Source organism: Pseudarthrobacter enclensis, assembly GCF_001457025.1.
In the GTDB taxonomy this organism is placed as follows: domain Bacteria; phylum Actinomycetota; class Actinomycetes; order Actinomycetales; family Micrococcaceae; genus Arthrobacter; species Arthrobacter enclensis.
This window is the reverse complement of sequence record NZ_KQ758600.1, coordinates 118,534-132,311: the sequence shown is the minus strand read 5'-3', so window position 1 is coordinate 132,311 and position 13,778 is coordinate 118,534. Positions and strand designations below refer to the sequence as shown.

Annotated in this window: 8 protein-coding genes; 4 read left to right on the top strand and 4 right to left on the bottom strand. The window is 69.1% G+C overall.

The window, feature by feature from the left end:
- Positions 1-74: 74 nt before the first annotated feature.
- Positions 75-2,759, bottom strand: coding sequence for a bifunctional acetate--CoA ligase family protein/GNAT family N-acetyltransferase (locus AS031_RS05225; RefSeq protein ID WP_058267094.1), 2,685 nt, complete (start codon positions 2,757-2,759; stop codon positions 75-77).
- Positions 2,760-2,839: 80 nt separating this feature from the next.
- On the opposite strand from AS031_RS05225, the gene AS031_RS05220 reads away from it, so the two are divergent.
- Positions 2,840-5,347: a DNA gyrase/topoisomerase IV subunit A gene (locus AS031_RS05220; protein ID WP_058267093.1), complete on the top strand. Its 2,508-nt coding sequence runs from the start codon at positions 2,840-2,842 to the stop codon at positions 5,345-5,347.
- 20 nt (positions 5,348-5,367) lie between these two features.
- Positions 5,368-5,886 (top strand): DinB family protein, encoded by a 519-nt coding sequence (locus AS031_RS05215; protein WP_058267092.1) that lies wholly within the window; start codon positions 5,368-5,370, stop codon positions 5,884-5,886.
- Between the two features lie 25 nt (positions 5,887-5,911).
- Here AS031_RS05215 and cydD read toward each other — a convergent pair whose 3' ends face one another.
- From cydD to AS031_RS05200, 3 genes are read right to left on the bottom strand one after another with little or no spacing between them, the layout of a single operon-like run.
- On the bottom strand, positions 5,912-9,442 hold the full coding sequence (gene cydD / locus AS031_RS05210; RefSeq protein ID WP_058267091.1) for a thiol reductant ABC exporter subunit CydD: 3,531 nt from the start codon (positions 9,440-9,442) through the stop codon (positions 5,912-5,914).
- Position 9,443: 1 nt separating this feature from the next.
- The gene (cydB, locus tag AS031_RS05205) at positions 9,444-10,493 is read right to left on the bottom strand and encodes a cytochrome d ubiquinol oxidase subunit II (RefSeq protein ID WP_058267090.1); all 1,050 of its coding nucleotides are present in this window, start codon (positions 10,491-10,493) and stop codon (positions 9,444-9,446) included.
- 18 nt (positions 10,494-10,511) lie between these two features.
- Entirely contained in the window at positions 10,512-12,113 is a 1,602-nt protein-coding gene (locus AS031_RS05200; RefSeq protein WP_058267089.1) for a cytochrome ubiquinol oxidase subunit I, read from the bottom strand.
- 261 nt (positions 12,114-12,374) lie between these two features.
- Here AS031_RS05200 and AS031_RS05195 point away from each other — a divergent pair, with 261 nt between their 5' ends.
- Both AS031_RS05195 and AS031_RS05190 read left to right on the top strand, forming a co-directional pair.
- Positions 12,375-12,758, top strand: a complete 384-nt coding sequence (locus tag AS031_RS05195; protein ID WP_058267088.1) for a BlaI/MecI/CopY family transcriptional regulator — start codon at positions 12,375-12,377, stop codon at positions 12,756-12,758.
- A gap of 6 nt (positions 12,759-12,764) precedes the next feature.
- Entirely contained in the window at positions 12,765-13,757 is a 993-nt protein-coding gene (locus AS031_RS05190) for a M56 family metallopeptidase (RefSeq protein ID WP_058267087.1), read from the top strand.
- Positions 13,758-13,778: the final 21 nt, after the last annotated feature.

Genomic DNA, 13,778 nt, shown 5'->3' with positions numbered 1-13,778 from the left:
TTTTCACAGATGCGCCGCACACTTTTCCAACCGCCGGATCCGCAGGTGCGTATCGTCGGCCGCCTCCGGCACCGTCATCCCAGCATGGCCCGCCGCGCGCTGTCGGTGCGCTGGGCGGCGTTGCCCATCCGGACATCGGCGGCCAGGATGGTGGCCCCGGCCCTGCCGCACAGCACCGGGTTGAACTCCACCAGGGCAATTTCGGGGTGGTTGTCCTTCATCCAGGCGAGCCGGGCGGCCAGGTCCTCCAGGGCGGTGACATCGACGGCGGGAAGCCCCTGGTAGCCGAACAGCTTCCGCGCCGCCCGCGGCGCCCTGATGAAGTCGTGCACGTCTGCGGCGGACAGCGGCGGCACCCGGTGGGACCAGTCGTCGAGGAGGTTCACCGCGTCCCCGGCCAATCCAAAGGAGATGACGGGGCCCAGCAGCGGATCCTCGATGGCCCGGAAGGTGCAGGCCTGTCCCACCGGCGCCATGGACTGGACCTCCAGGGACGGGTCGCCGTACAGGGACAGTGCCCGGCGCATCTGCACCACGTCGCGGCGGAGCGACTCGGCGTCCTCGATGCCCAGCCGCACACCGCCGAGGTCCAGCCGGTGCCGCAGCGCGGGGTCGGTGGTCTTGATGGCCACCGGCCAGCCCAGCGCCTCCGCGGCCGCCACCGCTTCGTCGGGAGTGTCGAAGGGAGCGGAAGGGAGCACGGAGATGCCGTAGTGGCCCAAAAGCGAGGAGGCCGCGGCCTGGTCCAGCTGCTTCAGCTGCTCCCCCGTGACGTCCCGGAGCAGCACGTCGATCTCGGCGCGGGCACCTGCGGGGTCGCAGCCGGACGGTTCCACGAAGTGGCCCTGGTCCCGTGACGCCCATTCCGAGTACCGGACCACGGCGGCGAGCGCCGCGACCGCCGCTCCGGGGCTCGGGTAGCAGGGTACGGCGTTGCCCGCCGTCCCCAGCATCCCTTCGACGTAGACGGACTCATCCAGGATGCCGGTTAAGGCCGCCACCACGGGTTTCCCGGCCTGGGCGGAGGCCTCGGCGAGGACTTCGGCGATGCTGTCCACGGTGAGCCCGCGGGCCGGCAGCAGCGCGGCGACGGCGGCGTGCACGTCCGCGGGTGCCAGCGCTTCCAGCAGTGCCGCGCGGAGGGCGGGCAGCGCCACCGAGCGGCCGGCGTCGAGGTCCACCCCGGTGACCAGCCGTTCAACGCTCAACCCGTGGTCCGCGGCACTGTCCGCCACCACCGTGCCGAGCGCCTGCGAGTTGCTGAAGATGGCCAGGCCCGGTCCGGCTGGCAGGGGCTGGCCGGAGACAATCTGTGCCACGTCCACCAGCTGGTCGATGGTTTCGACCCGGATCACCCCTGACTGGCGGAGCATCGCGTCCAGCGCGCCGCCCGGGGCCTGCGTGGTGCGCACGGCATGGCCCGGCGGCAGCCGCAGGCCCATGGTGTCCGATTTGGCCACGATCACCGGTTTGGTGCGGGCCAGGCGGCGGGCGATCCGGGAGAACTTGCGCGGGTTGCCGATCGACTCCAGGTAGAGGCCCACGGCGGAGGTGTCGGCGTCGTCCTCCCAGTACTGCATGATGTCGTTGCCGGAGACGTCTGCGCGGTTCCCTGCGGACAGGAACGTGGAGAGCCCCAGCCGGCGCCTGGTGGAGGCCGCATAGAGCGAAACGCCGATGGCTGCCGACTGGCTGAAGAGGCCCAGGCCGCCCCGGCGCGGGAGGACAGGCGCCATGGAGGCGTTGAGGCTGACTTCGGGGTGGGTGTTGATGATGCCCAGCGACGCCGGGCCGATCACCCGCATTCCGCTCGCCCGGGCCTGGCGCACGAGGTTCCGTTGCCGCTGGAGGCCGCGTTCGCCGTCGTCCGCGAAACCCGCCGAGGCAATGACGAGGCCTTTGACGCCGGCCGCGGCGCAGTCCTCCACTACTGACGGGACTTCCTCGTAGGGTACGGCGATCACGGCGAGCTGCACCGGGTCCGGTACTTCGGTCAGCCGGCCGTAGGACAGCATGCCGGCCAGTTCAAGGGCTTCCGGGTTGATGGCGTAGACCTTGCCGGGGAACCCGCCTTCGATGATGTGTTCGAGCAGCTGGTAGCCGACCGTCCCCCACTTGCGGCTGGCACCGATCACGGCAACGGACGACGGCGTGAGCAGGTCGCGCACGCTCCTGGCCTCGGCGCGGTGTTCGCGGGATTCCATGACTGCCCGGGATTTCTCCGTGGGGTCGATGTTGAATTCGAGGCTCACGACGCCGTCGTCAAAATGGCGTTTGACGTCATAGCCGGCGTCGGAGAAGACCATGAGCATCTTGCGGTTCTCCGGCAGCACCTCCGCGCTGAAGCGCTGGATGCCGTTTTCGTGTGCCGCGGCGGCCAGGTGTTCGAGCAGGATCGAGCCGATGCCACGGCCCTGGTGGGCGTCGGCGATGTTGAAGGCCACCTCGGCTTCGGTGGGGTCGTCCAGCCGGTCATAGCGGCCGATCCCGATGATTTCGCCGCGCATGGTGATGACGAAAGCCACCCGGTCCTTGTAGTCCACCTCGGTGAACCGCTTCAGCTCCTTGGCGGACAGCCGTGCCTTGAAGGCGAAGAAGCGCATGTAGATTGAATTCTGCGACTGTCCGGCGTGGAAGGTCTGGATCGCTTCGGCATCCGATGGATGAATGGGCCGCAGGTGCGCTGTTCCGCCGTCACGCAGGACGACATCGGCTTCCCAATGCTCCGGATATTCGCCGTCCCCGGGCTGATCCACCATAGGCTTAGCCTAGCCAAAAACTGCCGCAGCGCCGCCGAACGCTGCCGAATAACCCAGCACCAGAAGGATTTACCCACTCCATGGCCCGCCGCCAAGCCCCAGCCCCCGTCGTGGACACGACCCCCTACACGGAGAACATCGTCGATATCGACGTCACCTCCGAGATGGAAGGCTCGTTCCTGGAGTACGCCTACTCCGTGATCTATTCGCGGGCCCTGCCTGATGCCCGCGACGGGCTGAAGCCGGTACAGCGCCGCATCCTCTACATGATGAGCGACATGGGGCTCCGCCCCGACCGCGGGCACGTCAAGAGTGCACGCGTGGTGGGCGAAGTGATGGGAAAGCTGCACCCGCACGGCGACGCCGCGATCTACGACGCCATGGTGCGCATGGCGCAGGACTTCTCGCTCCGCCTGCCGCTGATCGACGGGCACGGCAACTTCGGCTCGCTCGACGACGGCCCGGCAGCTCCGCGCTACACCGAGGCACGGCTTGCCCCCGCCGCCCTCACGCTCACCAGCCACCTCGACGAAGACGTGGTGGACTTCGTCCCCAACTACGACAACCAGCTGACCCAGCCGGATGTGCTTCCGGCTGCCTTCCCCAACCTGCTGGTCAACGGCGCCACCGGCATCGCCGTCGGCATGGCCACGAACATGGCCCCGCACAACCTGGTGGAGGTCATCGCCGCCGCACGGCACCTGATTGCCAATCCCGAGGCCGGTCTGGATGACCTCATGCGCTTCGTTCCGGGCCCGGACCTGCCCAGCGGCGGGCGGATCGTGGGCCTGGACGGCATCCGCGACGCCTACGCCACGGGGCGCGGATCCTTCAAGACCCGGGCCAAGGTGGAGGTCGAGCAGCTCTCGGCCCGCCGCACCGGCCTGGTGGTGACCGAGCTGCCGTACATGGTGGGCCCGGAAAAGGTCATCGAAAAGATCAAGGACGCGGTCAACGCCAAGAAGCTGACCGGCATCAGCGACATCGTGGACCTGACAGACCGCAAAAACGGCCTGCGCCTGGTCATCGAACTGAAGAACGGCTTCAACCCGAACGCGGTGCTGCAGCAGCTCTACCGGTACACGCCGATGGAGGACTCCTTCGGCATCAACAACGTGACCCTGGTGGACGGGCAGCCGCAGACGCTGGGCCTGGTGGACCTGCTCACCGTCTACGTCAACCACCGGATCGACGTGGTCCGCCGCCGCACTGTGTTCCGGCTGGGCAAGAAGAAGGACCGGCTGCACCTGGTGGAAGGCCTCCTCATCGCCATTGTGGACATCGATGAGGTCATCCAGATCATCCGCTCCTCGGATGAGGCCGCGGCTGCGCGGGAACGCCTGATGTCCATCTACGACCTCACCGAAATCCAGGCGAACTACATCCTGGAACTGCGGCTGAGGCAGCTGACCAAGTACTCCCGGATTGAGCTGGAGAAGGAACAGGACGAACTGCGCCGCGAGATTGCGGAACTGGAAGCGATCCTCAATTCCGAGGACCTGCTCCGTTCGGTGGTCTCCGATGAGCTTGCCGCCATCGCCGAGGAACACGGCACTCCGCGCCGCACCATCCTCCTCGAGTCGGAGGCCGTCTCCCCCACGGTCGCTGCCGAGCTGGCCGGCACGAATGGAAAGAAGGCCAAGGCCGCTCCGCTGGCGCTGGAAATCGCGGACGATCCCTGCTGGGCCATCCTGACGGCGTCCGGACAGATTGGCCGCACCAGCAACCAGGAACCGCTGGCGGAGGCGGGCCCGCGCAACAAGCACGACGTCTTTACGTCCGTGGTGAAGACGTCGGCCCGGGGCGAGATCGCTGCTGTCACCTCGCAGGGCAGGATGCTGCGCCTCCAGGTCATGGACATGCCGGCGTTGCCGCCCGTGGCCGGCCTGCCCAACCTGGCAGGCGGCGTTCCGGCCAAGGAATTCCTGACCCTGCTCAAGGGCGAAACCCTGGTGGCGTTCGTTTCCCTGGACGAGGTGCTGGCCATCGGAACTGCACAGGGCGTGGTGAAGCGGGTTCAGCCCGACTACCCGCTGAACCGCGAGGACTGGGAAGTCATCACGCTCAAGGACAAGGACGTGGTGGTGGGCGTGGCACCGGCGGCCGGCGACGACTCCGACCTGGTGTTCCTGACGGCGCAGGCCCAGCTGCTGACGTTCGCTGCCTCGGCGGTACGGCCGCAGGGACGGACGGCCGGCGGAATGGCAGGCATCAAGCTCGCCGCGGGAGACAGGGTGGCGTTCTTCGGTGTGGTGCAGCCCTCGGACGAGGCCGCTGTCGTCGTCACCATCGCGGGGACCAACGGCGCGCTGCCCGGCACCGCCCCGGGAACCGCGAAGGTGACCCCGTTCTCCGAGTACCCCTCCAAGGGACGCGCCACTGCCGGAGTCCGGGCGCACCGGTTCCTGAAGGGTGAGGACACCCTGCTGCTCGCCTGGGCGGGGCACGGCCCGGCGAAGGCGTCCTCCGCCGCGGGTGTGGCCCGTTCGCTTCCGCAGGAGCACGGCCGGCGTGACGGTTCCGGTGTTCCACTGTCCCAGGCCGTTGACGCGATCGGCCCGGCCATGGCGTGGGCGGATCCCGCCTAGATCCCGCTTAGACTGCTGCCATGCCTATCGTGCCCGATGAGAAGGACTGGACCTGGGTCCTGGACCGGCCCTGCCCCGACTGCTCCTTCGACCCCGCCAGCACCACGCCGGCCACCATCCCCGGGGCGATCGAGAACATGCTGCCCCGGTGGCGTGCGGTGCTGCGCCGCCCTGACGTTGCCGAACGGCCCGACGACAGCACCTGGTCCTCTCTCGAATACGCCTGCCATGTCAGGGACGTGTTCAGCCTGTTCGACCAGCGCCTGAACCTCATGCTGGACTCCGACGGGGCCACGTTCGAGAACTGGGACCAGGACCGCACGGCAATCGAGAAGGACTACGCCAACGCCGATCCCGCAGTGGTCAGCGCGGAGCTCACGGCCGAGGGCCTGCAGGTGGCGGAGTCCTTCGCGGGAGTCCGTGAGTCGGAGTGGGACCGCAAGGGGCTCCGCAGCAACGGTTCGGAGTTCACCGTCCTGACGCTCGCCCGGTACTTCCTGCACGACGTCGTCCATCACCTGCACGACGTCGACGGGTAGTCCCCGGCGTCAACCGCGTCCTCTCCTAGGCACGCAGCTCCGCTGCGGCCCCTCCGGGAACCTGTGACGCCTCCGCCGGGGTGAGGACCAGGCTGACATCCTCGGCGTGGATGTCGGCCGCGTGGTGTGTCACCAGCACCACCGTCCTGTGGCGCAGTCCAACCCTCAGGTCCGCCAGCATGGCCCGGGCGGATTCGGCATCGAGGTGCGCCGTGGGTTCGTCGAGCAGGATCATCTCGGCCCCGGTCATGAGGGTGCGCGCCACCGCCAGCCGCTGCCGTTCGCCGCCGCTGAGGAAAGCCCCGCCGGGGCCGATCCGGGTGTCCAGCCCCGCGGGCAGACGCTCCACCAGCGGGCCAAGTCCGACGGCGGCGATCACCGCAGCCATGTCCCGTTCCGCTGCGCCGTCCCCACCGGCCGGTCCGGCACCTTCCCGCCGGCCCAGGAGGAGGTTGCCGCGGATGGTCGAGTCGAACAGGTGCGCCTCCTGCGGGCACCAGGCTGCGCCTCCGGTAACCCGGGCGCTTCCCGACGCCGCGGGCAGGAAGCCCAGCAGCACTGAGAGGAGCGTTGATTTGCCGGATCCGGACGGGCCCGTGATGGCGAGCCAGTGGCCGGGGCCGGCAACGGCGTTGAGACCGGTGAAGACGGGCTCTCCGCCCGGCCATGCCGCGGCGAGTCCGGTCAGTTCCAGCCCTGCGGCGCCGCCGTTGCGTTCCGGTACCCGGTACAGCCCGTCCGTCGCCGTCCGGTTCGGGTCGCCGGGCGTTTCCGGGCCGGAGGACGAGCCCAGGGCGCCGGACTCCGCCACGCGCTGCAGGACGGTGCGCAGCGCCGGGAACTGCCGGGCCGCCGTCGTCATCGCTGCAAAGGGCTCCACCAGGGCCAGGAGCAGCAGCACCACGACTGCGGCCGTGGCCGGTTCAATCCGCCCGTCCAGGACGGCGGGTGCAGCCAGCCAGGCACTCGCCAGGGCCGCCATCCCGCACGCGGCGGTGGTGACCGCATGGCCCAGGCCTTCCGCCCAGGCAGAGCGCTGGGAGGCACGGGTGGCTTTGCGGTCCTCGCCGTGCAGGCCTTCCAGCACCTTCGGGGCCACGCTGTTGGCCGACAGTTCCGCGCGGGCGTCCAGGGCGGCGGAGATGCGCCGCAGCACGCCTGAGCGCAGCAGCTGTTCGGCGGTGGCGGATTTCCGGTCGCCCCACAGCGCCAGCGCGGGCGCCAGGACCAGGCTGGCAGCAGCGGCCGCGATGACGGCGGGCACCGCCGGCGGGACCACCAGGGACGTGGTGCCCACGGCCAGGACGGCGACGGCCACCGCTGTCAGCGGGGGCAGCACCACGCGTGGCAGCAGGTCCCGGATGGTGTCGACGTCGTCAATCACCGTTCCCAGGACGTTTCCGCCCTGCAGCAGGCGCCGCAGGGACAGCGCGCGCCGGCTCAGCGTCTCCCACAGGCGTCCGCGGAGCCGGGTCAGCGCAGAGAACACCGCGTCATGCAGGAGCAGGCGTTCGCAGTACCGCAGTACCGCACGGCCGATGCCGAAGAAGCGGACGCCCACAATGGCTGTCAGCAAATAGAGGATGGGGGGCTGTTCGCTGGCGCGGATGATCAGCCAGCCGGACAGTCCGGACAGTGCCACGGCGAACACGGCAGCCAACGTCCCCACCACGGCCGCCGCGGCGAACTTTCCCCGCACGGGGGCGAGGAGCGGGGCGAGCAGGCCCAGGGCCGCGCCGGCGGGACGGGCCGTGGCCCTGCCGGCAGGAACGGTGCTGCCCGGACCGGTGCCGTCCGTGCCGGTGCTGCCCGCATCGGTCCCGGAAGCCGCGGCGGCGACGGGGGTGCCGGCCGGGGCTTCTCCGGAAACGTCCGCTGGTACCGGGAAAGCCCGTCCGTCTCCGTTTCCGGCAGGAGACCCTGCAATGCCCTCGGCCCCGGCCGCCGCGCCCCTGCCAGGGGCGGCCACGGGGACCAGCACGTCCGCGAGGCGGCGGGTGCGTTCCTCGTGGGCCACCAGGATCACCGTGACTTGGCCGCGGAGGCTGCGGATGGCGTCCTCGACGGCCCGGGCGGAGCTGCTGTCCAGATGCGCGGTGGGTTCGTCGAGGAGCAGGACGGTGGCCCCGGCCTCGACCCGGGCCAGGCCCCGTGCCAGGGCTACGCGGCGCAGTTCCCCGGGGCTCAGCTCGGCGGGGTGCTTCCCGGCCAGGTGCCCGGCGCCGGCGCGCGCCAGGCATGTCCGGGCCTGCTCCTCGGCGAGTTGCCGGTCACGGGTGTTCCTGGCGTCCGTGCCGAGGTACAGCAGGACTTCCTCCAGCGCCGTGGACGCAAACATCACAGGATGCTGGGGCACCCACGCGACGGCGCCCCGGTCCAGCCCGGCCAGTGTCCCGGTAATGGTTGCACCCGCGCCGTTGCCGATGGTGCCGGCGAGCACGCCGAGTACGGTGCTCTTCCCCGTGCCGCTGGGTCCGTCAAGGGCGGTGATCCTGCTTTGCGGCGCTTCGAAGGACAGGGGCCCGACGGCGGGCCGGGACCGGCCGCCGTAGGTTACGGTCAGGCCGGAAACGGTGACGGGCTCCCCGGGCCTGCCTGCCGGGGCGGCCGGCAGCGGGTGCATGGCAGGCGCATCAGTGACGGCGTTGGCGCCGGCGAGCGCCACCCGGCCGTCGTCGCTGGCGTGGTGGGCCGTGCCGAGCTCCCGCAGCGGCAGGTAGCAGTCCGGTGCCAGGATCAGGGCCAGGAGGCCGGCTTCCAGCGGCATGTCGCCGTGGACCAGGCGGACGCCGATGAACACTGCCACGACGGCCACGGAGATGGTGGCGATGAGTTCCAGGGCCAGGGCGGAGAGGAACGCGGTGCGCAGGGTTCCCATGGTCCTTGTGCGGTATTCCTCGGAGATTTCCTCCAGAGCCTTGCGCTGCGCCGTGGCCCGTCCCAGGCCCACCAGGACGGGAAGGCCTTTCGCCAGTTCGAGCATGTGCGCCGAGAGCCGGGCCAGGGACTCCTGCGCCTCGCGGACATTGTCCTCGGTGTAGCGGCCGATCAGAACCATGAACAGCGGCACCAGGGGCACGGTCAGCACGATGACCACCGCGCTGAGCCAGTCGGCGAAGAGGATCCGGGCCCCGAGCAGCAACGGGACCGCGGCGCAGTTCACCAGTGCCGGGAGGAACTGGGTGTAGTAGCTGTCCAGCGCGTCCAGGCCCCGGGTGGCCAGCACGGCCAGCCCGCCGTCTGCGGGTCCGTCCTCCCGGATGCCGTCCCGCAGGGCGCGTTCCAGCAGATGGGCCCGCAGTTCCTCCTTGATGCCCAGGGCGGCGCGGCGGGCTGCCACCGCCTGGCCCCACACCGTGATGGAGCGGAGGACGACGCCGGCGGCCCCCAGGGCGATCTGGTCCGGATGCACACCGTCCCCGGCTGCCAGGCCGGCCAGGGCGGACGCCACGGCCTGCCCCGTCAGGACGAGCGCGAGGGCCTTGAGCGCCGACAGGACGCCCAGCCAGTAGACGGCAGCGCGGGTTGCGGGTCCGGACGGGAGCAGCGGGCGCACGTCAGCCCTTGGTGGTGAACGCCTTGGCGGCGATGGCAGGGAGGAAACTGTGCGCTTCGGGAATGGAGGCGCTGCTGACCCGGCGGCGGAACACCCAGTATGTCCAGGCCTGGTAGGCGATCACGAGCGGGAGCCCGAATGCTGCCACGACGCTCATCAGCCCCAGGGTGTAGTCCGAGGACGAGGCATTGGAAATGGTCAGGTCAAAGGCAGGATCCAGGGTGGAGGGCAGGACCACGGGAAACACTGCCCCGAAGATGGAGGCCGTGCCGAGGACCAGGAAGGCGCCCAGGGCCAGGAAGGCCCTGCCCTCTGAACCTTTCCGCGCCAGGACCCATGCGGTGGCTGCCGCCGCCACGGCCAGCAGGACCAGCGCCCACGTCCACACCGTGCCGTCCAGGACCTGGATGCTCAGTGCCCAAGCGGCGATGGGGAGGAGCAGCACGGGCAGCACGCGGACGAACCAGGCGCGGGCACGGTGCCGCACCTCGCCGTCGGTCTTCAGGGCAAGGAACGCCAGCGCGTGCACCAGGGAGAATCCCACCACTGCCACGCCCCCGAGCACCGCGTAACCGCTGAACCATGCCAGCGGCCCGCCTTCCCGGTCGCCGTTGGCGTTCAGTGGCAGACCCGTGGTGGTCAGCGCCAGGGCGGCCCCGACGCCGAAGGCAGCAAAGAAGGAGCCCAGGGCGATGGCCCAGTCCCACCGGGCGCGCCACCGGTCGGTGTCCACCTTGCCCCGGTATTCGAAGGCGACCGCACGGAAGATCAGGGCCACCAGCACCACGAGGAGCGGGAGGTAGAGGGCGGAGAACAGCGAGGCGTACCAGAGCGGGAAGGCGGCGAACGTGGCGCCGCCTGCAGTGAGCAGCCAGACTTCATTACCGTCCCAGACGGGGCCGATGGTGTTCAGCAGCACCCGCCGCTCCGTGTTGTTCCGGGCGAAGATCTTCATCAGCATGCCGACGCCGAGGTCGAAGCCTTCGAGGAAGAGGTAGCCGGTCCACAGCACCGCAATGGCGACGAACCAGATGGTGGGAAGCAGTTCCATGATCGAGTTCCTCTGCTCTTAGTAGGCGAACGCCAGGACGTCGCCTGCAGGCTTGCCGGGGCCGCCTTTGTCCCCGGGCGTTTCATCCTCATTTTCATCGGCGGGGGCGTGGGCAAGTTCCGGCATTGCGGAGACGACGCCGCCGCGGATGTACTTGACCAGGAGCTTGACCTCCACCACCAGCAGCACGGCATAGACGGCGGTGAGGGTCACCAGGGAGGCGATCAGCTCACCGGCCGACACGCCGGGCGACACCGCGGCCGCGGTGAACATGAACACCTGGTCGATGCCGCTGGGATCCGGGTTGGGCGCCACCACGAAGGGTTGGCGGCCCATCTCGGTGAAGATCCATCCGGCGGCGTTCGCGCCGAACGGGGCCAGGATGCCGAAGACCGCCAGGCGCATCAGCCACGGGGACTCGGGGACAGTGCCCTTCCGGGTCAGCCAGAGGGCGACGACTGCTGCCATGGCGGCAAGTCCGCCGAAGCCGATCATCATCCGGAAGCCCCAGTAGGTGACCTCCATGACGGGCAGGTATTCGATTTCCTGGCCGGCGCGTTCACCGTAGATGGGGTTGTCCGGGAGGTGCGTGCCGTAGTTCTCCTTGTACTCGGGCAGGAGCGTGTTCACGCCTTTGACTTCGGTGGTGAAGTCGCCCTTGGCGAGGAAGGACAGGATCCCGGGGACCTCGATGACGGCCACGATGTCGTCGCAGTTCTGCGAGCCGATGTTGCCGATGCTCAGGACCGAGAAGCCGGTGCCGTCGTGGCAGGCCGCCTCCGCGGCGGCCATCTTCATGGGCTGCTGTTCGAACATGAGCTTGCCCTGGAGGTCGCCGGTGACGGCGGTACCGGCGAAGGAGATCATGGCCACGACGGCGCCGATCCGGAGCGAGCGCAGCCAGACGGTGTGGTCGGCCCGGTCGCGGCCGGCAATGGTGGCGGCCTCGCCGGGTATGACCTTGCCGTCGGCGCCGATGGTGTCCACGCCGTCGCGGCGGCGGCGCCAGAGGTGGTACCAGGCGATGCCGAGCAGGAATGCGCCGGCCACCGCGAGGGCTCCGAAGAGGGTGTGCGGGACGGCCACGAGGGCGGTGTTGTTGGTGAAGACTGCCCAGGCGTCGGTCATGACCGGGCGCCCGTCGATCATCTCGACGCCGACCGGGTGCTGCATCCAGCTGTTGGCCACGATGATGAAGTAGGCGGAGAACACGGATCCGATAACGGCAATCCAGAGGCACGCCAAGTGTACGGCGGGCTTGAGCTGCTTCCAGCCGAAGATCCACAGCCCCAGGAAGGTCGATTCCACGAAGAAGGCCAGCAGGGCCTCCAGGGCCAGCGGGGCTCCGAACACGTCGCCCACGAACCGGCTGTACTCGCTCCAGGCCATGCCGAACTGGAACTCCTGCACGATGCCGGTGGCCACGCCCATGATGAAGTTGATGAGGAAGAGCTTCCCCCAGAACTTGGTCATCCGCAGGTACTCGGGTTTGCCGGTGCGGTGCCAGGCGGTCTGGATGATGGCCACCACCAGGCCCAGGCCAATGGTCAGCGGGACCATCATGAAGTGGTAGACGGTGGTGATGCCGAATTGCCAGCGTGCGATTTCCAAGGCGTCCAAGGCAGGTCCCTACTCTAGGCCATCCAAACTTCTACGTTTCGTAGAAATCCAACTTCTACAAAGTGTAGAACAACTTGGTGTGCGTCGGAAACGACCCGCACCTACCCAGCATGGCGCGGATCGGGACAACGCGCCACGTGTTCTACCCAACGTAGAAAGTCCGCCGGTTTCGGGGTAAATTTGATCCTGTAGTTGTTTATTCGCAGGGAAAGTCACCGGCGCCGGTACGCGCGCGGTGCGGGGACACAAAGGAAAAGTGCAATGGCGAGTCTTGGTGAACTGGAACGGGCAGTCATGGACCTGCTCTGGGCGGGCCAGGAAGCAGCTACGGCCAACACGCTGCGGGACCAGTTGGCCCGCACGTCCGCGGCGCAGGGCGGTCCCGGCCATATGGGCAAGGAACTTGCCGTCACCACCGTACTGACGGTGCTGTCCCGGCTGGAAAAGAAGGGCCTGGTGGAACGGGAACGCGGCACGCGTCCGCACCGCTACCAGGCAGTGTCCAGCCGTGCGGACCACACGGCTGAACTCATGCACGAGGTCCTGGGCTCCGCGCCGGACCGGGAGGCCGTACTGGCCCGCTTCATCGGGTCCGTTTCCGAAGGTGAAGCCGAGACGCTGCGCAAACTCCTGGGTCACGTCTAACCCACCATGTTCTGGGCCTCATACCTGCTGGCGGTCCTGGCGATCATCCTGGCGTGGCCGGTACCCATCCTGCTGTCGCGTGCGCAGTGGCCGGCACGCTCGCCGTTCACGGCGATGATCCTGTGGCAGGCGATCGCGCTGGCGGGTGGACTGTCCATGATCGGCGCCATGCTGGTCTATGGGCTGGAGCCTATCGGTGACAACCTGATCGCAGGCCTCAGAGCCCTGGCGGGGATGGTGCTGTTCAATGCCCCCACCACAGCACTGGGGTTTTGGCATATCTTCGCCCTGTCCGCGGCAGCCCTCCTGACGGCCCACCTTGTCTTCACCCTGCTGCTGACTTATTACAAGATCGAACGGCAGCGGCGGCGCCACCGCGAGCTGCTGGCGCTGCTGGCCTCGCCGTCCGGCCAGGATGCCGGCACCCTGGTCATCAGCCATGACTCCCCCGTGGCCTACTGCCTTCCCGGCGGCGCACGGTCGGTCACGGTCCTGTCCGACGGCCTGATGGCTGCCTTGGAGCCGGAGGAGCTGCGCGCGGTCCTGACGCATGAGAATGCGCACCTCAGCCAGCGCCATCACCTCCTGCTGTGGGCGTTTGCGGCCTGGCGGCAGGCGCTCCCCTGGCTTCCCACCACCCGCATGGCGCAGGAGTCGGTGAGTTCGCTGATCGAGATGCTGGCCGACGACGTCGCGCTCCGGACGGCGAGCAAGGCGACGCTGATCAAGGCGATCGCCATAGTGGCCTCCGGCACCGCCGCGGGCACGGACAGCCCCGGCGCCGGGCAGGCAGGGTCCGGGATGGCCCTGTCCGGCTTCGAGGCCGCGGCAGCCACCGGCGGCCTTGAATCCGCGCGGACCACCGCGTCCAGGGTCAGCCGGCTGCTCTCGCCGCAGCCTGAGCTGCCGCGGGCCGCGCGCAGCGTGGTCCTCACCGTCTGCGTGCTGCTGCTTGCCCTGCCGACAGCCCTGCTGGTGGTTCCCGGTCTGCTGGGCTGACCGGGCCGCGCGCCTGCCCGG

Excerpts from the sequence above, each read along its gene's own strand:
- AS031_RS05190 (WP_058267087.1), top strand. The coding sequence starts at position 12,765 with ATGTTCTGGGCCTCATACCTGCTGGCGGTCCTGGCGATCATCCTGGCG.
- AS031_RS05195 (WP_058267088.1), top strand. The coding sequence starts at position 12,375 with ATGGCGAGTCTTGGTGAACTGGAACGGGCAGTCATGGACCTGCTCTGG.
- cydB (WP_058267090.1), bottom strand. The coding sequence starts at position 10,493 with ATGGAACTGCTTCCCACCATCTGGTTCGTCGCCATTGCGGTGCTGTGG.
- AS031_RS05225 (WP_058267094.1), bottom strand. The coding sequence starts at position 2,759 with ATGGTGGATCAGCCCGGGGACGGCGAATATCCGGAGCATTGGGAAGCC.
- AS031_RS05215 (WP_058267092.1), top strand. The coding sequence starts at position 5,368 with ATGCCTATCGTGCCCGATGAGAAGGACTGGACCTGGGTCCTGGACCGG.
- AS031_RS05220 (WP_058267093.1), top strand. The coding sequence starts at position 2,840 with ATGGCCCGCCGCCAAGCCCCAGCCCCCGTCGTGGACACGACCCCCTAC.